Raw genomic sequence first — 19744 nt, 5'->3', positions numbered from 1 at the left:
CCGGGCATCACACTTGAGCCCCTTCGTGTCCGCCCCCTCCTGGGCGGTGGGAAGTCAGGGCAGCCTGTCAGGGCATTGGCGGTGCGTCGGGAGCGGGGTCGCCTGGCTGCGTATCCTCCACCGCTGGCCTCTCGGAGGGCCGGACCGGACCCCATTCATGAACAACAAGACCATTTCCCTGTCACACCGGCGCGAGCTGTGGTTGCTGATCACCATCGCCGGCATCCAGTTCACCCACATCCTCGATTTCATGATCATGATGCCGCTGGGGCCGCAGTTCACGCGGCTCTTCGGCATCAGCGATGCGCAGTTCGGGCTGCTGGTGTCGGCGTACACGCTCTCGGCCGGCGCCTCGGGCCTGGCGGCGGCCACCTATGTGGATCGTTTTGATCGCAAACGCCTGCTGATCACCCTGTACGGGCTGTTCGCGCTGGCCACGCTGGCCTGCGGCCTCGCGCCCGGCTACGGTTTCCTGATGGTCGCGCGCGTGGCCGCCGGCATGTTCGGCGGCGTGCTCTCGGCGCTGTCGCAGACCATCGTGGCCGACGTGGTGCCCTTCGAGCGGCGCGGTCGCGCCATGGGCATCGTGATGTCGTCCTTTTCGGTGTCCACCGTCGCGGGCGTTCCCCTGGGGCTGTTCCTGGCGAGCCACTGGAGCTGGCAGGCGCCCTTCATCGGCATCGCGCTGCTCAGTGGCGTGCTGGCGCTGGGGGCCGCGCTGACCTTGCCCAGGCTCAACCACCACCTGCTGGTCAAGGACCGGCCCTCGATCTGGCGCGGCATCGGCATGGTGCTCGCGGAGCCCAACCACCAGCGGGCGTTCGCCTTTTCCGCCTTGCTGATGTTCACCGGCTTCACCGTTCTGCCCTACCTCACCATCTACATGCAGACCAATGTGGGGGTGCAGGAGACCCAGATTCCCTACCTGTACCTGTGTGGCGGGGTGGCCACCCTGTTCACCGCGCGGCTGTTTGGCCGGCTGGCCGACCGGCTGGGCAAGGTCCGGACCTTCACCATGCTCGCGCTGGCGGTGATCGTGCCCATGCTCGCCACCACCCTGATGCCGCTGTGGCCGCTGTGGGGCGTGTTGATCGTGTCCACCGCGCTGTTCATCTGCATGAGCGGGCGCATGATCCCCGGCATGGCGCTCGTGACCGGCGCGGCCAACCCCGCCCTGCGCGGCACCTTCATGGCCCTCAATGCGTCGGTGCAATCCGCCGCGATGGGACTGGCCTCGTTTCTGGGCGGGCTCATCATCAGCCGGGACACGGCGGGGCTCGTTCAACACTACTGGGTGTCGGGTCTTTTGGGGGCCTGCGCCAGCCTGGCCGCCATCTTCATGGCGCGCCGCCTGCGCGTGCATGGCGCTGGCGTGGGGCAGGCTGCAACGCCATGACCCATGGGCGGTCAGCTGAGTGCCAAGGTTCGCGTTTTCATCCTTTGTTGCGGTGCGTGCTTGCGTCGCCCCGGTTTCATGGGCATAGTGGGCTCAAGACATCCCCGTGCCGCCGGGAGGTCTGACCGCCCGGCGGCTTGTGTCAACCCGGAGCATTAGGAGGCTCTTCCATGAACTTGACGATCAGCGGTCACCACCTCGAGGTCACGCCCGCCCTGCGCGGTTACGTCACGACCAAGCTTGAACGCATATCCCGACACTTCGACCAGGTGGTCGATATCAAGGTGCTGCTGACAGTGGACAACCTGAAAGAAAAAGACATGCGCCAGAAGGCCGAATGCAACATCCACGTCAAGGGACGGGATCTGTTCGCCGAAAGCGCTCACGCCGATCTGTACGCCGCCGTGGACGAGCTGGCCGACAAGCTGGACCGGCAGGTGTTGCGCTACAAGGACAAAGCACAAGACCATGCCCACGAGAGTGCCAAACGTTTGATGTGATGGAAATCACGGGTCGCCCACCGGCGGCCCGGTCGTTATGTTGCAATGCAGCGAGCCGCTTCAAAAGTCAAGCGGCTTTTTTGTTTTCCCGGTCTAGCCAACGCCGCCCAACTCGGCATAATTTGCGGTCCAAGAGGCCCACATGAACCGACTCTCTGCCATATTGCCCGCCGCGCAAGTGCTCGTCGGCGTCGATGCCACCAGCAAAAAACGCGCCTTCGAAGAAGCGGGCCTGTTGTTTGAAACCCTGCATGGCCTCAACCGTGCGCTGATCACCGACAGCCTCTTTGCTCGTGAACGCCTGGGCTCCACCGGGCTGGGTCACGGCGTGGCCATTCCCCATGGCCGCATCAAGGGACTGAAGCAGCCGCTGGCCGCGGTGTTCCAACTGGCCAGTCCGATCGGTTTCGATGCCCCGGACGAGCAGCCGGTGCAGCTCATGATCTTTCTCCTGGTGCCCGAAGCGGCGACCCAGAAGCATCTGGAAATCCTCTCCGAAATCGCCGAGCTGCTCAGCGACAGCGCCTTGCGCGAGCAGATGAAGACATCGAGCGATGCCGTGGCGCTGCACGGCCAGATCACATCCTGGCAGTCGGCGCACGCCGCCGCCTGAGCTTGTCCGCTCTTTTGCGTCCCTTGCTGGCCAGTCCGTTGCAGGACGCCCATCGCTCGGGGGACGGCCTTCGGCGCGGGCGGGTCCATCGGGGTGAGCGCCGGTCGATCGTCGGGCCCGGCGCCGTTGTTCGGAGAGTCTGCGCTTGAAACCCACCGTCGTCAGTGCCGACGTTCTGTTCGAAGACCACCGGGATGCTCTCAAGTGGCAGTGGATCGCGGGGCTCGGGGCGTCGGAGCGACGGTTTGACGAGGTCGCGATCCGTGAGGCGCGCTCAGGGGCCGATCTGGTCGGTTACCTCAATTACATCCATCCCTACCGGGTGCAGGTGTTTGGCGAGCGCGAGGTGGCCTACCTCACCAGCCCCAGCGAAGACGACAACCGCCGCCGGGTGGCGCGCATCGTGACGCTGGAGCCGCCGGTGCTCGTGGTGGCCGACGGGCAGACCGCGCCCGATGCCCTCATGGCCATGTGCGAGCGGGCGCAGATTCCGATGTTCGCCACCCAGGAGTCGGCGGCCTTTGTCATCGATGTGCTGCGCGCCTATCTGTCGCGCCATTTCGCGGATCGTGCGTCGATGCACGGCGTCTTCATGGACATCCTGGGCATGGGCGTGATGATCACGGGCGAATCCGGACTGGGCAAGAGCGAGCTCGGTCTGGAGCTCATTTCGCGCGGGCACGGCTTGGTGGCCGACGACGCGGTGGACCTCTACCGGATCAACCAGACCAGCATCGAGGGCCGTTGCCCCGAGTTGTTGCAGAACCTGTTGGAAGTGCGCGGCATCGGCCTGCTCGACATCAAGGCCATCTTTGGCGAGACCGCGGTGCGCCGCAAGATGCGGCTGTCCCTGATCGTGCACCTGGTGCGCCGCGAAACCATGGAGCGCGACTTCGAGCGCATGCCCCACGAGCCGTTGTACCAGGATGTGCTGGGCGTGCCGGTGCGCAAGGCGGTCATCCAGGTGGTGGCCGGCCGCAACATCGCCGTGCTGGTCGAGGCCGCGGTGCGCAACACCATCTTGCAGTTGCGCGGAATCGATACCTACCAGGAATTCGTGGCGCGCCACCGCGCGGCCATGGCGCGCGGCGAATAGGGCGGGGCGGCCCGCCCGTGCGGGGGGGCTTCTGCCTTCAGCGATGCCCCGGGTTGTTGTGCCGGTGAGGGCAGTCGGGCTTGCTGCAATTGGCGTACAGCGAGAGCGCGTGCTCCTGCAGGATGAAGCCGCGGGTCTTGGCCACCATCTGCTGGCGTTTTTCAATTTCCGAATCAAAAAATTCCTCGACCCGGCCGCAGTCCAGGCAGACCAGGTGATCGTGGTGCTGGCCTTCGTTGAGTTCGTAGACCGCCTTGCCCGACTCAAAGTTGCTGCGCGTGAGCAGGCCGGCCTGTTCGAATTGCATGAGGACGCGGTAGACCGTGGCCAGCCCGATGTCGGAGCGCTCGTCCAGCAGGACACGGAACACATCCTCGGCCGTCATGTGGCGCTGCTTGGCGTTCTGGAAGACTTCCAGAATCTTCAGCCGTGGCAGGGTGGCCTTGAGTCCCGTGCTTTTCAGTTCATCGATATTGGTCATGGGCGGTGTGCAGGGGTTGAACGGGCCGATTTCAGGGGGTTGTGGTGCCACCCTGGCAGCGCAGGGCGGCAACGTGGGCGGACCTACCCCGGGGCTACAATGAAGATCATATCGCCAGCGTGCGCCGGGGGAGACATTGTCCCCCGTCGGCGCATGCGAATCCGAGTGCCTTTCACGGTTTATCCCTATGCACCAACACACCCCCTTCCCACCGTCCCACCCGGGCCCGCGACAGAAGCCCCGCCACCTGGTGCGGGTGCTGTGCGCGCTCGCGGGAGCCGCCGCGTTGTCCGCCTGTGGCAGCGTCGGGGACAAACTGCCTTCGGTGGGGAGCCTGGTCACGCCGTACAAGATCGACATCCTCCAGGGCAACGTGGTCACGCGCGAACAGGCCCAGGCGCTGCAGCCGGGCATGTCCCGTTCCCAGGTGCGCGATCTGCTCGGTTCGCCCTTGTTGACCAGCGTTTTCCATGCCGATCGCTGGGACTACGTGTTCACCTTCCGCCGGCAGGGGCAATCGCCCCAGCAGCGCAAGGTGGCGCTGTTTTTCAAAGGGGATGTGCTGGAGCGCTTCGAGGCCGATGAGCTGCCCAGCGAGGCCGACTTCGTGGCTTCGCTCGATGTGCGCCGCAAGTCCGACAAGGTCCCCGTGCTCAAAGCCACCGAAGAGCAGTTGAAGAAGTTCCAGGAAAACAACCCCGAGTCCAAGAGCGACACCGCGCCCGCTGCGCCGACCGCCGCACCGGCCACCAGCTATCCGCCACTGGAAACCCCGGGGGCGTCCCGGTGAGCGCCGCGTCTCAGGGACTGCACCGCGTATGTGTCGCCGGTGCCAGCGGACGCATGGGGCATATGCTGGTCGAGGCCGTGCGTGACAGCGCGGACTGCGTGCTCAGCGGTGCGCTGGACAGGGCGGGCAGCCCCGCTGTTGGCCAGGATGCGGGGGCCTTCGCGGGACACACGATGGGCGTGACCATCAGCGCCGATCTCGGTGCCGGGCTCTCGGGCAGCCGGTTCCTGATCGACTTCACGCGACCGGAAGGGACATTGGCGCACCTGCACGAATGTGTGAAGCACGGCGTCAACGTGGTGATCGGTACCACCGGTTTCAGCGAGGCGCAGAAGGTCGAGATCGCCGACGCTGCACGGCAGATCGCCATCGTGATGGCGCCCAACATGAGCGTGGGCGTGAATGTCACGCTCAAGCTGTTGGAGATGGCTGCCAAGGCGCTGTCCACCGGCTACGACATCGAGATCATCGAAGCGCACCACCGGCACAAGGTGGACGCGCCCAGCGGTACCGCGCTCAAGATGGGTGAGGTGATCGCCGACGCACTGGGCCGCGATCTGAAGGACTGCGCGGTCTATGCCCGTGAGGGTGTGACCGGCGAGCGCGATCCGTCAAGCATCGGTTTTGCCACCATCCGGGGGGGCGACATCGTGGGCGACCACACGGTGCTGTTTGCCGGGACGGGCGAGCGCATCGAGGTCACGCACAAGTCCAGCAGCCGGGTCACCTACGCCCAGGGCAGCCTGCGCGCGGTGCGTTTCCTGGCGGACAAGCGCAGCGGTCTGTACGACATGTTTGATGTGCTCGGCTTGCGCTGAGCACGAAGTACCGGAGAACGATCTTGGGTGTCTGGCAAAGTGTGATGCAGGGTGACGCGATCAGTCGCAGCGTGGCCCTGCTGTTGCTGTCCATGTCGGTGTCGAGCTGGGTGGTGATCCTCTGGAAGGCCTGGATGCTGCGCCGCGCGGTGTCCGACGTGCGCCTCTCCACGGCGGCGTTCTGGCAGGCGGCGCATCTGGACGACGCGCAGCAGCGCCTGTCCACGTTTGACGCGCAACGCCTGGTGTTGCCGCTGTTGCAGGCCGCGCGGACCATCGAGCAGGCCATGCCCCAGACACTGGCTGCGGCGGGCGATCGGTCTCAGCAGCTCACCCGTGTGCTGCGCGATGCCCTGCACCGGGTGTTGCACCGGTTGCAGTTTGGCCAGGTGTTGTTGGCCACCGTGGGGTCCACCGCACCCTTCGTGGGTTTGCTGGGCACGGTCTGGGGCATTTACAACGCCCTCATCGCCATCGGGGAAGACGGCCGTTTTCGCATCGAGCAGGTGTCCGGCCCCGTGGGCGAAGCGCTGGTGATGACCGCCGCCGGTCTTGCCGTCGCGATTCCCGCTGTGCTGGCCTATAACGTGCTGGGTCGCCAGATCGCACGCATCGAGGCCGATCTGGAAGGTTTTGCGCGCGATCTGCGCGAACTGCTCCTGCACAAGGAGCCCACCCTGTGAGCTGCCGAACCGCCGCCAGGCCCCTCGGGCCGCGCCTGCGAAGGAGCGAGAGATCATGAGTTTCGGGCGCCTGGAAAAACCCGCGGGCCACCAGCCCATGAGCGACATCAACGTCACACCCCTGGTGGACGTGATGCTGGTTCTGCTGGTCATCTTCATCATCACCGCGCCGCTGATGGCGAGCCGGCTGGAGCTGGAGTTGCCGAAGACCAGCACCCCCGTGCAGGCGGAGGAGCCCGAAGCCTTCGTCTCCATCGGTCTGGATGCGCAGGGACAGATCTTCTGGGATGAACAGCCGATTGACCTCGTCACCTTGCGCCAGCGGCTGGAGGAAACCGCCCGCCGCGATCCGGCCACCGAACTGCAGCTGCGCGCCGATGCGGCCGTGCCTTATGGCAAGCTGGCCCAGCTCATTGGCGTTGCGCAGCAGGCCGGGCTGGCGCGGATCGGGTTCGTGACCGATGCCGAAACCGCCAAGGCGCTGCAACTCCCGGGTGCCAGCGCACAGCCCTGAACGCCGGTGTTTCCGGGCGCGGGTGCCGCCGGATCGCGCATTTCGCTGTCGTTTTCTGTGCACCATCGGGTCCCGGCTTGGGGCTATGCTATAGGCCTTCACGAGCGGGGCGAGGGAACATGCCAGCTCCATCCATTCAGAGTCCGTTTGAAACCCAAGGAGAGCGTTGATGAAGCAGGGACACAAGCCAGCCGGGCGGCGGGCATTCGCACAACTGGCGCTGGCCGGCGCCGCCGCGCTGGTGTTGTCGGCATGCGGTGGCAGCGACAGCGATGACGGTCTGGACAAGCAGGGCGTGCTCAACCTGGAGGGCGCCTACAACACCGTGGGCTCCGGCATGAGCAAGGCGCAGGTCATTGGCATCGTGGGTGAACCACCTCATCAGGAATCCGACTTCATGCTGGGATGGTCGGACTATTCCTATGGCTCGACGCAGGGCCTGACGGTACGGTTCCACACGGTGGGCGGTCAGCTGGTGACCGATAGCGCTTCGTGGTTCGTGCAGGCCAATGGAACGGTGAGCCGTTCCTTGAACAAGAATCTCTGATCTTCTTTTTCGCTGATCGACGGGACGGTCCAGGCCTTGACCGGTCCCCCGCACCGTGGTCTGCCATCCGGCGTGACCCAGAAAGCGGTGCCTGACGGGGTTGTCCGCGTGCGCAGCGGACGGTTCTGTCCACGCCTTTTCCCACTGCCTCCCGCACCCGCTCACGACCGGGCATGGGTGCCGCGTCCGGCCCGGTGTGCCAAGCCCTAAAATCCAGGCTTTGCGACGCACCCGCCCTGGGCCATTCTTCCGGGCCACCGAGGCGGGTCCGCACTGGCTCACACAACCCCTGCCGCCGGGCAACTGGCCCGCTGTTTCATGCAACCGACCTATCAGCACAAAGACGTCGAGCGCGCCGCGCACGCCCACTGGAATGCCAACGACGCCTACCGCGTGAGCGAAGACGCGGGCAAGAAGAAGTTCTACGCCTGCTCCATGCTGCCCTACCCCAGCGGCAAGCTGCACATGGGCCATGTGCGCAACTACACCATCAACGACATGCTCACGCGCTACCTGCGCATGAACGGCCACAACGTGCTCATGCCCATGGGGTGGGACGCCTTCGGCCTGCCGGCCGAGAACGCGGCGCTGAAAAACGGCGTGCCGCCGGCCAAGTGGACGTACGAGAACATCGCCTACATGAAGCAGCAGATGCAGGCGATGGGCCTGGCCATCGACTGGTCGCGCGAAGTGGCCACCTGCGACCCCAGTTACTACAAGTGGAACCAGTGGCTGTTCCTCAAGATGCTGGAAAAAGGCATCGCCTACCGCAAGACCCAGATCGTCAACTGGGACCCGGTGGACCAGACCGTGCTGGCCAACGAGCAGGTGATCGACGGCAAGGGCTGGCGCACCGGCGCCACGGTGGAAAAGCGCGAGATCCCCGGCTATTACCTGAACATCACCTCCTACGCTGACGAACTGCTGGACCACGTGCAACTGGGCAACCCCAAGGCCACGCTCAACGGCTGGCCCGACAAGGTGCGCCTGATGCAGGAAAACTGGATCGGCAAGAGCGAGGGCGTGCGCTTCGCGTTCACCCACGGCATCCAGGGTGCTGATGGCACGCTGATCGGCGACGGCAAGATGTACGTGTTCACCACGCGCGCCGACACCATCATGGGCGTGACCTTCTGCGCCGTGGCCGCCGAACACCCGCTGGCCCACCACGCCGCTTTGAGCAACCCGGCGCTGGCCGCCTTCATCGAAGAATGCAAGACCGGCGGCACCACCGAAGCCGAGCTGGCCACGCAGGAAAAGAAGGGCATGGCCACAGGCCTGTTCGTCACCCACCCGCTGACCGGCGCGCAGGTCGAGGTCTGGGTCGGCAACTACGTGCTCATGAGCTACGGCGACGGCGCTGTGATGGGCGTGCCGGCGCACGACGAGCGCGACTTCGCGTTCGCGCTGAAGTACGACCTGAAGATCCAGCAGGTCGTGGCGGTGGAGGGCGAAACCTTCTCGACCGCCGCCTGGGCCGACTGGTACGGCGACAAGCAGCGCTGTGTGTGCGTGAACTCCGGCGTGCTGGATGGTCTGACCCAGAAGGCCGCCGTCGACAAGGTCGCCGAACTGCTGGCTGCCCAGGGTCTGGGCGAAAAGAAGACCACCTTCCGCCTGCGCGACTGGGGCATCAGCCGCCAGCGCTACTGGGGCACGCCCATCCCCATCATCCACTGCGCCGAACACGGCGCGGTGCCGGTGCCCGCGCAGGACCTGCCGGTGGTGCTGCCGCAGGACTGCATCCCCGACGGCTCGGGCAACCCGCTGCACAAGCACGAAGGCTTCCACGCCGGCGTCACCTGCCCCATCTGCGGCAAAGCGGCGCGGCGCGAGACCGACACCATGGACACCTTCGTGGATTCGTCCTGGTACTTCATGCGCTATTGCGACCCCACCAACAGCGAGAAAATGGTGGCCGAGGGGGCGGACTACTGGATGCCGATGGACCAGTACATCGGCGGCATCGAACACGCGATCCTGCACCTGCTGTACGCCCGCTTCTGGACCAAGGTCATGCGTGACCTCGGCCTGGTGAAGGTGGACGAACCCTTCAGCAAGCTGCTGACCCAGGGCATGGTGCTCAACCACATCTACTCGCGCCGCACCGAGAAGGGCGGCAAGGACTACTTCTGGCCGCAGGACGTGGAGCACGTGTTCGACGAGGCCGGCAAGGTGATCGGCGCAAAGCTGATCAAGGCGGTGGGCGACCTGCCCGTGGGCACGGCCATCGACTACGAGGGCGTGGGCACCATGTCCAAGTCCAAGAACAACGGCGTCGACCCGCAGGACCTGATCGAGAAGTACGGCGCCGACACCGCGCGCCTGTACACCATGTTCACCGCGCCGCCCGAGGCCACGCTGGAGTGGAACGATGCGGCGGTGGAAGGCAGTTACCGCTTCCTGCGCCGGGTCTGGGGCTTCGGCCACAAGCTCAGCGCCATCGGGGGACTGGGCGCCCTGGCCGCTGGCGTGTCGGGCCAGAGTCTGTCCAAGGTCGCCAAGGCGTTGCGCCTGGAGATCCACACCGTGCTCAAGCAGGTGGACTACGACTACCAGCGCATGCAGTACAACACCGTGGTCTCGGGCGCGATGAAGATGCTCAACGCGCTGGACGACTTCAAGTCCGACGGCTCCGCGGGTGACAACGCCGCGCTCGCCGAAGGCTTCGCCATCCTGCTGCGCTGCATCTACCCGGCCACGCCGCACATCGCCCACAGCCTCTGGGTCGAACTCGGCTACGCCGCCGCATCGGGCGAACTGCTTGACGCCCCCTGGCCGCAGGCCGACGAAGCCGCGCTGCAGCGCGACGAAATCGAACTCGTGCTGCAGATCAACGGCAAGCTGCGTGGCTCGATCACCGTGCTGGCCAACGCCGACAAGGCCACCATCGAAGCGGCGGCGTTGGCGAGCGAAGCGTTCCAGAAACAGGCCAACGGCGCCGCCCCGAAAAAGGTGGTGGTGGTGCCCGGCCGGCTGGTCAACCTGGTGGTATAAAACTCCGTGCCATGACGCCCATTTCAAACCCCCACTCCCCCATTTCCGGCCAGCCCTTGACGGGCGCCACTGGCGTCGCCGCCGAACGGCGTGCGCTCCTGCGTGGCTTGGCCGGGGCGGGCGTCGTGCTCTCCGGCGGCCTGCTCACCGGGTGTGGCTTCGCGCTGCGCCAGGCGCCGACATTTGCGTTTGACTCGGTGAGGGTGTCGAACTATGAGAACTCGCCGGTGTCGCGCGCCCTGCAGCGCGCGCTCGCGGCGTCCGATATCCGCGTGTTGAATTCGTCCTCCCCCGCCGCCCAGGCGGCGGCCCAGGTGGTGCTGGCGGTGCTGGTGGACCAGCGCGAGCGCGCGGTGGTGGGGCAGACCGCGGCGGGCCAGGTGCGCGAACTGCAGTTGCGCACCCGGTTTCGCTTCAGCCTGAGCACCACGGCGGGCAAAAGCCTGATCGAGAGCACCGAGATACTGCTGGAGCGCGACATCAGCTTCACCGAAACGGCCGCGCTCGCCAAGGCCTCCGAGGAATACATGATGTTCAACGACATGCAGGGCGACATCGTGCAGCAGGTCATGCGCCGCCTGGCTGCCGTGAAGTCGCTCTGAGCGCCGCCCCATGCAGGTCGCGGCGCCGCAGCTCGCCAGCCAGCTCCAGCGCGGCCTGCGCAGCCTCTACACCTTGTACGGCGACGAGCCGCTGCTGATCCAGGAAGCGGGCGACGCCATCCGGGCGGCCGCGGGCGAACAGGGCTACACCGAACGCACGGTGCACACCGTGGCCGGCGCGCACTTCGACTGGAGCGAGGTGCTCGCCAGCGGCGGCTCGTTGAGCCTGTTCGCCGACAAACAACTGATCGAGATCCGGGTCCCTTCGGGCAAACCCGGCAAGGACGGTTCGCAGGTGCTGCAGCAGCTGGCCGCCAGCGCCGAAGGCAACGACAGCGTGCTCACGCTGGTGGTCCTGCCCCGGCTGGACGCCGCGACCCAGAAGGGCGCCTGGTTTGCCGCGCTCGACAGCTTCGGGGTGACGGTGCGCGTGGACCCGGTGGACCGCAAGGCCCTGCCGCAGTGGATCGCGCAGCGCCTGCAGCAGCAGGGCCAGCGTGTGGCCGCGGGTGAAGAGGGGCAGCGCACGCTGCAGTTTTTCGCCGACCGGGTCGAGGGCAACCTGCTCGCCGCGCACCAGGAAATCCAGAAGCTCGCGCTGCTGCACCCGCCGGGTGAGCTTGGCTTTGACCAGGTGGAGGCCGCCGTGCTCAACGTGGCGCGCTACGACGCCTTCAAGCTCGCCGAAGCGGTGCTGGGCGGCCAGAGCCTGCGTGTGCAGCGCATGCTCGATGGTCTGCAGGCTGAGGGCGAGGCCGCGGTGCTGGTGCATTGGGCCCTGGCCGAAGACATCCGCACGCTCAACCGCGTGCGCCACGCCATGGACGCGGGCCGCCCGCTGCCCATGGCCTTGCGCGAGAACCGGGTCTGGGGCGTCAAGGAAAAGCTCATGGAGCGCGTGTTGCCGCAACTGGGCACCGCCACCCTGGCGCGCTGGCTGCGCGATGCCCACACGGTCGATGGCATCGTCAAGGGCCTCAAACAGCCCGACTGGCCGGCCGACCCCTGGGTGGCGCTGCAGCAGCTCGCGCAGCGCGTGTCCCAGGCCTGTGCGGTGAGATAGGGCCTGTTGACAGAGCTTCAGGCCCTGGTCACCGGGCTTCGGTGTCCAGGGCCTGGCGCAGTGCGGTGTCGCGAAAGTCGCTCGGCGACAGACCGGTGTGTTCGCGGAACACCCGGCTGAAATGCGCGCCGTTGTTGAAACCCCAGGAAAACGCGATGTCGGTGATGGTGCGATGCGCCTGGGCCGGGTCCTTCAGCTCGCGCATGCAGGCCTGCAGGCGCCGACGCAGGATGTGGTGGGCCAGCGTGTCGTCCTCGGCGTTGAAGGCGTTGTGCAGGTGGCGCTTGCTGCAGTTGAGCGACTGCGCGATGCGCTCGATCGACAGCCCGGGGTCGCGCAGGTGCTGGCCGATGTGCTCGCGGATGCGGTCGCGAAAGGCTTCGAGCTGGGTGGTGGCGTTCTCGCGGCCCGCCAGTTCCTGCAGCGACAGCCGCACCAGCTCGATGATCAGCTCACCGGCGCCGCGCGCGGCGTGGTCGCTCATGACCGGCAGCTCCTGGTAGGTGCTGCGCATGGTTTCCAACGCCACCCGTGAGATGCCGCTGGCGCCGCCCACGTGGCGGGCCATCAGCGGCTCCAGCCGCAGGCCGCGCTCGGCCACCTGCTCCTTGGGCAACATCACGATGAGGTGTTCCACCCGCTCCGGGTTGGCGATCTCGTAGCTGCCGGTGGTGTCGTAGATCGCCCAGCCGCCTGGGCGCACCCAGGCCTGTCGGCCCTGCTGTTCCACCGCGGCACTGCCCCGCCAGGGCGCCACGATCTTCAGGTAGCTGGTGTCGCCAGCGCGCGCCAGGCGCGGGCTGCGCAACACGCGGTGGCGGTTGGCTTCGAGCTTGGTCAGCACCACGTCGCCCGCGTGCGAGGCGCTCAGGTGGCCGTCGAAACCGGTGTCGCCGTAGAGGTCGGATTCGAGGCCGCCGAAGTGCTTCCAGATCCAGTCGCGCCAGGCGGGCGCGCGTTCGCTGGGGGCGACGGCGTCGGTGCTCATCACGGAGGAGGGGGTCATGTCGAGGCTCCGGCACTGGGGTGCGCAAATTATGGGCGGCGGTGCACGGCCCTGGGGGGCCTGGGGTTGAGGGTTATCCCGCATGCGTGTGCACGCTCCGGCAAGCGGCTTGTGCACCACCAGCACAGCCGGGCAGGGGTGGGCTGCCTAGCATTCGGGGGTCCGCATCCCGAACACCACAGGAGACCTGCCATGGCCCAGTCCACCCGCCGTCTGATCCTCAAGAGCGCCGCCACCACGGTGGGCGCGATGGCCGTTGCGCCCCGGTTGCTGGCCCAGTCCGCAGCGGTGCGCGTGGGCTACGCCATGGCCCGCACCGGCCCCTGGACCGGTGGTGCCCAGGTCAGCCAGGAGCCCAACTACCTGCTCTGGGCCGAACAGCAGAACGCCGCGGGCGGCCTCAGCGTCAAGGGGGTGAAGCGCCCGATCGAACTCGTCAGCTACGACGATCGCAGCGAGGTCGAAACCTGCGTGCGCACCTACGAAAAGCTCATGGGCAGCGACAAGGTGGACCTGGTGCTGCCGCCCTGGGGCAGCAACGCCAACTTCGCCGTGGCGCCGCTGGCCAACCGCTTTGGCTATCCCTTCCTGGCGCCCACCGCGCTCTCGAAACGGCTGGCGGAAATGAAGCTGCCGTACTTCTTCCTGCTGCTGCAGCAGCCCGCGCCCATGACCGGCGCGCTGGTGGACATGCTCAAGGCCAACGGCTGCAAGACCCTGGCCTGCATCTACGTGGACGATCTGTTCGGCCTGGAAAACTACGCCGCGCTCAAGGTGGCGCTGCAGGGCAGTGGCATCCAGATGGTGGAGGACAAGAGCTACCCCGGGGGCGTGAAAGACCTCTCGCCCGTGCTGCGCAGCATCAAGGACAAGAACCCCGACGCCTTCGTCGGTTTCACCTACCCGCCCGACACCATCCTGGCCAGCAAGCAGGCCAAGGAAGTGGGCTTCAACCCCAAGTTCTTCTACGCCTCGGTCGGCACCGCTTTCCAGCTGTATCGCAACGTGATGACGCCCGCGGGTGCCGAAGGGGTGCTGGGCATGGGCTCGTGGAACGCCAAGACCAGCCCGGCGGCCAAGGCCTACTTCGATGCCCACACCAAGAAGTTCGCTGGCAAGGAACCCGACCGCTGGGCCAGCGGGGCCTGTTGGGCGGGGCTGGAGATCCTCACCAACGCGGTGGCACGCCAGGGGCTGGACCGCAAGGCGATCCGCGACTACGTGGCCGGCACCACGCACAAGACCATCCTCGGCGACATCCGGTTCAACGGCAGCGAGAACGTGGGCACCCCGGGCACGGTGAGCCAGTGGCAGAACGGCGAGTTCGAGGTGGTGTGGCCGAAGAACGTGGCGACGGCTGCGTTGAACCCCAACAAGCCGGCATGGAGATAAGGCCCACCCCCGCGTCGGCCTGACGGCCGCCACCCCCTCTCGGGGGCAACGTCTGCGGCCCGGCCAAGCCGGTTCCGCGACGTTCTGGACAACTTCCTCTTCGCTCGCATGTCTTTTTCTGCCTGGCTCGAACTCCTCGCCTCCGGTCTCATCACCGGAGGCATCTACGCGCTCGTCGCGCTGGGGCTGAACCTGCAGTACGGGCTGATGCGCATCCTCAACATCGCGCATGGCGAGTTCCTGATGGTGGGGGCCTACCTGACCTGGATGGTGCAGACCACGTTCGGCCTGTCGCCGCTGTGGATGGTGCCGGTGTCGTTCGGCCTGCTGATGGGGCTGGGGCTGGTCGTGCATTGGTTGTGTTTCCGGCGCCTGACCGCCACCTCGCCCAACCTCGACATCTTCGAGGCGCGTGGTCTCATGGTGTCGTTCGGCCTGATGTTCCTGGTGCAGAACGTGGTGTCCTACGTCTGGGGCGGCGACCTGCGTGGCTACGACTTCCTGACCGACCCGGTGCCGGTGGGCAACGCGCAGTTCGCCGCCAACAAGCTGCTGGTGTTCGCTCTGGCCTTGCTGTTTTCGGGTGCGCTCATCGCGCTGCTGCGGCTCACCTTGCTGGGCAAGGGCGTGCGCGCGCTGATGCAGTCGCCGGTGGGCGCGCAGCTGGTGGGCATCGACACCCGGCGGCTGCACCCGCTGATGTTCGGCGTGGGCCTGGGGCTCTCGGGCGTGGCGGGCTGCCTGCTCTCCATGGCCTACACCATCAGCCCTTCCATGGGCGAGCCCTACACCGTCACCGCGCTGATCGTGATCACGCTGGGGGGCTTCGGCAGCATGAGCGGCGCGCTCGCCGGTGGCCTGCTGCTGGGCGTGATCGAGGCCCTGGGCATGCATTTCACCAACCCCTCCCTCAAGGCGCTGCTGAGCTACGTCGTGTTCATTGGCGTGCTGCTGCTGCGACCCGAGGGCCTGTTTGCCCGCCAAGGACGCAGGGCATGACCCGCACCGAAAACCCATGAGCTCCCGACAACTCTTCGTGCGCGACCTGCTGGTGTTGTTCGGGCTCACCGGCTGGGCGCTGGCCATCCCCGGTTTCGGCAGCGAGTTCGCCGTGTCCATGGCCCTCACCTGCCTGATGTACATCGCGCTCTCATCGAGCTGGGCGCTGTTCTGCGGCAGCACGCGCTACCTCTCGCTGGCCACCTCGGCCTTCTTCGGCATCGGCGCCTATACCGGCGCGCTGCTGCTGGAGCAACTGGCCTGGCTGCCCGTGATCGCGCTGGGCGCGGCCGTGGCCGCCGCCGTGGCGGTGCTCATGGGCGCGGCCGTGCTGCACCTGCGCGGCACCTACTTCGCGGTGCTCACCTTCGGCATGACCGAGCTGATCCGCCACGCCATCAGCTACTTCGAAAAGAGCGTCACCGGCACCGTGGGCCGCGTGCTCATGGTGGTGCCCGAACGCGACACGGTGTACTTCACCCTGCTCGCGCTGGCCGTGATCGCGGTGGCGCTGTCCATTGCCATCCGCCGCACGCGTTTCGGCCTGGCCATGAGGGGCATCGGCGCCGACGAGCAACGCGCGCAGACCCTGGGCGTGAACACCCGCTTCATCAAGATCGCCGGCTTCGCGCTCACCGCCGCCGTGGCCGGCGCGGTGGGGGCGGCCATGTCGGTGCGCTGGACCTACATCGACCCGCACACCGTGTTCAACCCCTTCATCGGCTTCCAGACCGTGCTGATCGCGCTCATCGGCGGCGCCATGACGCTGTGGGGCCCGCTCATTGCCGCCATCGTGTTCAGCGTGCTGGCCGAGACGCTGCGCCTGCAGGTGCCGCAGCTCTACATGGTGTCGCTGGGGCTGTTGCTCATCTTGTCGGTGCTGTATTTGCCGGGTGGTCTGGCGTCGTTGCGCGCCGAGACCTTCCGGGGCTGGCGCGAGGGTGCCAAGGCCTGGTGGACTGAGACGCGCGACGACCTGAGCGGTGAGACGAAACGCCGCAAACAACTTGAAAAGAGCTTGAGGGAGCGCCGCGATGTGTTTTGAATGGACCCTCACCCCAACCCTCTCCCGCCAGCGGGAGAGGGAGTGCAAGCCCCCTCTCCCGCTGGCGGGAGAGGGCCGGGGTGAGGGTCGCGCGCACCTGGAAGCCATGCCATGAGCGAGCCCCTTCTCGACGCCCGCGACATCACCGTGCGCTTCGGCGGCCTCACCGCCGTGGACGCCGTGAGCGCGCGTTTCCTGCCCGGTGAACTCGTCGGCATCATCGGCCCCAACGGCGCGGGCAAGACCACCTTCTTCAACGCCATCTCGGGCGTCACCCAGCCCACCAGCGGCGCACTGCTGATGCAGGGGCGCGAGCTGAGCGGCCAAGGCCCGCACCGCTTTGCCGCCCGCGGCCTGGCGCGCACCTTCCAGACCCCGCGCGTGTTCGCCGACATGCTGGTGCGCGACAACATCGCCTTCGGCCTGAAGTTCGCCGGCCGCCGGCCGCGCAAGTACCTCTGGTGGGGCGAAGAGACGGCGGTGCCCTGGGTGCTGCGCACGCCCGAGAGCATCCTGGGGTTGATCGGCCTGTCCGCGCAGGCCGAGCTGCCGGCCGCCGCCATCACGCCGTCGCAGCAGCGCCTGCTGGAGATCGGCATGGCGCTGGCCACGCGCCCGCGCATGCTGCTGCTCGACGAGGTGGCCGCCGGCCTGACCGAAAACGAGGTGGAGGAGATGGCCCGCCTGATCCGCCGACTGCGCGATGAACTCGACCTCACCGTGGTCTGGATCGAACACGCCGTGACCACGCTGCTGCGCCACGTGGAGCGCGTGATCGTGCTGCACCAAGGCCGCAAGATCGCCGACGGCCCACCAGCCGAGGTGGTGCGCAACGCCGAGGTGATCGAGGCCTACCTGGGCGACGAGATGGCCGAGGAGAGCCCCGCATGATGTGGTACCGCGACACCCCCTTTGCGCTGGGCGGCAGCGGGCGCGCCCACCTCCGGGTCGAAGGCCTGTCGGCCGGCTACGGCGCCTTCCTCGTGCTGCGCGATCTCAAGCTCGACATCCGGCCCGGCCTGACCGTGGTGCTCGGCCCCAACGGCGCGGGCAAGACCACGCTGCTCAAGGCGCTCAACGGCCTCATCCCACGCAGCGGCACGGTGCTGCTCGACGGCACCGAGATGCCCGAGAAGACCCACGAGATCGTGCAGGCCGGCGTGGCCCTGGTGCCCGAAGGCCGGCAGCTGTTTCCGCAACTCACTGTGGCTGAAAACCTGGAGCTTGGCGGCTGGCTGGTGCCCAAGGCCCGACGCGCCGAGCGCCTGGTGCAAGCCTTCGTGGACTTTCCAAAACTCAAGGAGCGCGCCACGCAACTGGCCGGCACCATGAGCGGCGGCGAACAGCAGATGGTGGCCGTCGCGCGCGCCATGATGTGCGCGCCGCGCCTGCTCATGCTCGACGAGCCGTCGCTCGGCCTCGCGCCCAAGATGGTGGACGAGCTGCTCACCATCGTGCGCCGCATTGCCGACGCCGGCACCACCGTGCTCATGGTGGAGCAGAACGTGAAGAAGGCGTTGGCGGTGGCCGACCGTGGCTACGTGATGGAGCGCGGCACCCTGGTGGCCAGTGGGCCGGCCAAGCTGCTTGCCCGCTCCACCGTGATCCGCGAGGCCTACCTCGGCGCCGACAAGGACCCCGCCACCGGCACCACCAGCGCGGTCGATGCGGTGCAGCGCCGCAAGGCCGTGGCCACCACCTGACAACCCTTTCATCTGAACCCAAGGAGAACCCCATGTCCGACCTGTCCATGCTCATCAACGGCCTCAAGGTCACGGCCGAAAAAGGCGCCACCTTCGAGCGCCGAAACCCACTCGACGGCAGCGTCGCCACGCGCGCCCCGGCCGCCTCGCCGGCCGACGCGGTGATGGCGGTGGAAGCCGCCGCCGAAGCCTTCAAGACCTGGAGCGAAACCGGCCCCAGCGAGCGCCGCGCCCTGCTGCTCAAGGCCGCCGACGCGCTGGAAGCCAAGACGCCCAGCTTCGTGGAGGCTGTGCCGGCCGAGACCGGGGCCACCGCCATGTGGGCCGGCTTCAACGTGATGCTGGCCGCCGGCATGATCCGCGAGGCCGCCGCGCTCACCACCCAGGTGGCGGGCGAGGTGATCCCGTCCGACGTGCCCGGCTCGCTCGCCATGGGCATCCGCCAGCCGGCCGGCGTGGTACTCGGCATCGCGCCCTGGAACGCGCCCATCATCCTGGGCGTGCGCGCCATCGCCACACCGCTGGCCTGCGGCAACACCGTCATCTTCAAAGGCAGCGAGAACTGCCCGCGCACCCACCAGCTCATCGCCGAAGCGTTCGAAGACGCTGGCTTCCCGCCTGGCGTGCTGAACTACATCACCAACGCCCCGGCCGACGCGGGCGCCGTGGTCGAAGCCATGGTCGCGCACCCGGCGGTGCGGCGCGTCAACTTCACCGGCTCCACCAAGGTCGGCAAGATCATCGCCGCCACCTGCGCCAAGTACCTCAAGCCCGTGGTGCTCGAACTCGGCGGCAAGGCGCCCCTGGTGGTGCTGGACGACGCCAACATCGACGACGCCGTCAACGGCGCGGCCTTCGGCGCCTTCGCCAACAGCGGCCAGATCTGCATGAGCACCGAGCGCATCATCGTGGACCAGAAAATCGCCGACGAATTCGTCAAGAAGTTCAGCGACAAGGCCAAGAACCTGCCCCTGGGCGACCCGCGCAAGCCCGATCCGGTGGTGCTCGGCTCCGTCATCGGCATGGGCACGGTCAACCACTGCAATCAACTGATCGACGACGCGCTCGCCAAAGGCGCCAAGCTGGTGTGCGGCGGCAAGGCCGACACCACGCTGATGCCCGCCACCGTGCTCGACCACGTCACGCCCGCCATGCGCATCTACCACGAAGAAACCTTCGGTCCGGTGAAGTGCGTGGTGCGCGTCAAGGGCGTGGAAGAGGCCATTGCCTGCGCCAACGACAACGAATACGGCCTCTCGGCCGCGGTGTTCGGCGGCGACATCGCGCGCGCCTTCAACGTGGCGCGCAAGATCGACTCCGGCATCTGCCACGTCAACGGCCCCACCGTGCACGACGAAGCGCAAATGCCCTTCGGCGGCGTGAAGGGCTCGGGCATCGGGCGCTTCGGCGGCAAGGCCGGCATCGCCGAATTCACCGAACTGCGCTGGATCACGGTGCAGACCACGCCGCGGCACTACCCGTTCTGAAGGAACGGAGGG

The 19744-nt window shown here is 67.1% G+C and carries 20 protein-coding genes; 18 read left to right on the top strand and 2 right to left on the bottom strand.

Annotation, left to right across the window (positions count from 1 at the left end):
- Nucleotides 1–157 precede the first annotated feature (157 nt).
- The 4 genes from AC07YZ_RS11705 (at nt 158) to hprK (ending at nt 3605) form a co-directional block, all read left to right on the top strand.
- Nucleotides 158–1396 (top strand): MFS transporter, encoded by a 1239-nt coding sequence (locus AC07YZ_RS11705; protein WP_494794846.1) that lies wholly within the window; start codon nt 158–160, stop codon nt 1394–1396.
- 170 nt (nt 1397–1566) lie between these two features.
- A complete protein-coding gene (hpf, locus tag AC07YZ_RS11700; protein WP_226491241.1) occupies nt 1567–1896 on the top strand; it encodes a ribosome hibernation-promoting factor, HPF/YfiA family in 330 nt (109 codons plus the stop codon).
- Nucleotides 1897–2038: 142 nt separating this feature from the next.
- On the top strand, nt 2039–2509 hold the full coding sequence (locus tag AC07YZ_RS11695) for a PTS sugar transporter subunit IIA (RefSeq protein ID WP_226491242.1): 471 nt from the start codon (nt 2039–2041) through the stop codon (nt 2507–2509).
- Nucleotides 2510–2654: 145 nt separating this feature from the next.
- Nucleotides 2655–3605: an HPr(Ser) kinase/phosphatase gene (gene hprK, locus AC07YZ_RS11690; protein WP_068167658.1), complete on the top strand. Its 951-nt coding sequence runs from the start codon at nt 2655–2657 to the stop codon at nt 3603–3605.
- Between the two features lie 37 nt (nt 3606–3642).
- Here hprK and fur read toward each other — a convergent pair whose 3' ends face one another.
- Nucleotides 3643–4086, bottom strand: coding sequence for a ferric iron uptake transcriptional regulator (gene fur / locus AC07YZ_RS11685; protein ID WP_226491243.1), 444 nt, complete (start codon nt 4084–4086; stop codon nt 3643–3645).
- A gap of 187 nt (nt 4087–4273) precedes the next feature.
- Here fur and AC07YZ_RS11680 point away from each other — a divergent pair, with 187 nt between their 5' ends.
- From AC07YZ_RS11680 to holA, 8 genes are all read left to right on the top strand, one after another.
- Nucleotides 4274–4876 carry an outer membrane protein assembly factor BamE gene (locus tag AC07YZ_RS11680; protein WP_226491244.1) on the top strand — a complete coding sequence of 201 codons (603 nt, stop codon included), beginning with the start codon at nt 4274–4276 and terminating at the stop codon, nt 4874–4876.
- Nucleotides 4873–5694 carry a 4-hydroxy-tetrahydrodipicolinate reductase gene (dapB, locus tag AC07YZ_RS11675; protein WP_494794845.1) on the top strand — a complete coding sequence of 274 codons (822 nt, stop codon included), beginning with the start codon at nt 4873–4875 and terminating at the stop codon, nt 5692–5694. Before AC07YZ_RS11680 ends, dapB begins: the two co-directional genes overlap by 4 nt.
- 23 nt (nt 5695–5717) lie before the next feature.
- A complete protein-coding gene (locus AC07YZ_RS11670) occupies nt 5718–6377 on the top strand; it encodes a MotA/TolQ/ExbB proton channel family protein (protein WP_494794844.1) in 660 nt (219 codons plus the stop codon).
- 55 nt (nt 6378–6432) lie between these two features.
- Nucleotides 6433–6891 carry an ExbD/TolR family protein gene (locus AC07YZ_RS11665; protein ID WP_494794843.1) on the top strand — a complete coding sequence of 153 codons (459 nt, stop codon included), beginning with the start codon at nt 6433–6435 and terminating at the stop codon, nt 6889–6891.
- Nucleotides 6892–7060: 169 nt separating this feature from the next.
- Nucleotides 7061–7438: a hypothetical protein gene (locus tag AC07YZ_RS11660; RefSeq protein ID WP_226491246.1), complete on the top strand. Its 378-nt coding sequence runs from the start codon at nt 7061–7063 to the stop codon at nt 7436–7438.
- Nucleotides 7439–7756: 318 nt separating this feature from the next.
- Nucleotides 7757–10435, top strand: a complete 2679-nt coding sequence (gene leuS / locus AC07YZ_RS11655) for a leucine--tRNA ligase (protein WP_494794842.1) — start codon at nt 7757–7759, stop codon at nt 10433–10435.
- Nucleotides 10436–10446: 11 nt separating this feature from the next.
- Entirely contained in the window at nt 10447–11037 is a 591-nt protein-coding gene (locus AC07YZ_RS11650) for an LPS-assembly lipoprotein LptE (protein WP_494794841.1), read from the top strand.
- Between the two features lie 10 nt (nt 11038–11047).
- Complete coding sequence (holA, locus tag AC07YZ_RS11645; RefSeq protein ID WP_494794840.1) at nt 11048–12100, top strand: DNA polymerase III subunit delta; 1053 nt, start codon at nt 11048–11050, stop codon at nt 12098–12100.
- Nucleotides 12101–12128: 28 nt separating this feature from the next.
- On the opposite strand, the gene AC07YZ_RS11640 is transcribed toward holA, so the two are convergent.
- Nucleotides 12129–13106: an AraC-like ligand-binding domain-containing protein gene (locus tag AC07YZ_RS11640; protein WP_494794839.1), complete on the bottom strand. Its 978-nt coding sequence runs from the start codon at nt 13104–13106 to the stop codon at nt 12129–12131.
- 192 nt (nt 13107–13298) lie between these two features.
- Between AC07YZ_RS11640 and AC07YZ_RS11635 the strand changes: the two genes are divergently transcribed.
- The 6 genes from AC07YZ_RS11635 to AC07YZ_RS11610 all read left to right on the top strand — a co-directional run bounded on the left by AC07YZ_RS11635 (nt 13299) and on the right by AC07YZ_RS11610 (nt 19732).
- Nucleotides 13299–14498: an amino acid ABC transporter substrate-binding protein gene (locus tag AC07YZ_RS11635; RefSeq protein ID WP_494794838.1), complete on the top strand. Its 1200-nt coding sequence runs from the start codon at nt 13299–13301 to the stop codon at nt 14496–14498.
- 108 nt (nt 14499–14606) lie between these two features.
- Nucleotides 14607–15497: a branched-chain amino acid ABC transporter permease gene (locus tag AC07YZ_RS11630; protein ID WP_494794837.1), complete on the top strand. Its 891-nt coding sequence runs from the start codon at nt 14607–14609 to the stop codon at nt 15495–15497.
- Between the two features lie 16 nt (nt 15498–15513).
- On the top strand, nt 15514–16542 hold the full coding sequence (locus AC07YZ_RS11625; RefSeq protein WP_494794836.1) for a branched-chain amino acid ABC transporter permease: 1029 nt from the start codon (nt 15514–15516) through the stop codon (nt 16540–16542).
- Nucleotides 16543–16653: 111 nt separating this feature from the next.
- Nucleotides 16654–17433, top strand: coding sequence for an ABC transporter ATP-binding protein (locus tag AC07YZ_RS11620; RefSeq protein ID WP_494794835.1), 780 nt, complete (start codon nt 16654–16656; stop codon nt 17431–17433).
- Nucleotides 17430–18245, top strand: a complete 816-nt coding sequence (locus tag AC07YZ_RS11615) for an ABC transporter ATP-binding protein (protein ID WP_226491255.1) — start codon at nt 17430–17432, stop codon at nt 18243–18245. The genes AC07YZ_RS11620 and AC07YZ_RS11615 overlap by 4 nt, the downstream gene beginning before the upstream one ends.
- A gap of 32 nt (nt 18246–18277) precedes the next feature.
- On the top strand, nt 18278–19732 hold the full coding sequence (locus tag AC07YZ_RS11610) for an aldehyde dehydrogenase (RefSeq protein ID WP_494794834.1): 1455 nt from the start codon (nt 18278–18280) through the stop codon (nt 19730–19732).
- Nucleotides 19733–19744: the final 12 nt, after the last annotated feature.

This window comes from Hydrogenophaga sp. GW101-3F08, from assembly GCF_059424585.1.
This window is presented reverse-complemented; position numbering and strand designations above follow the sequence as displayed.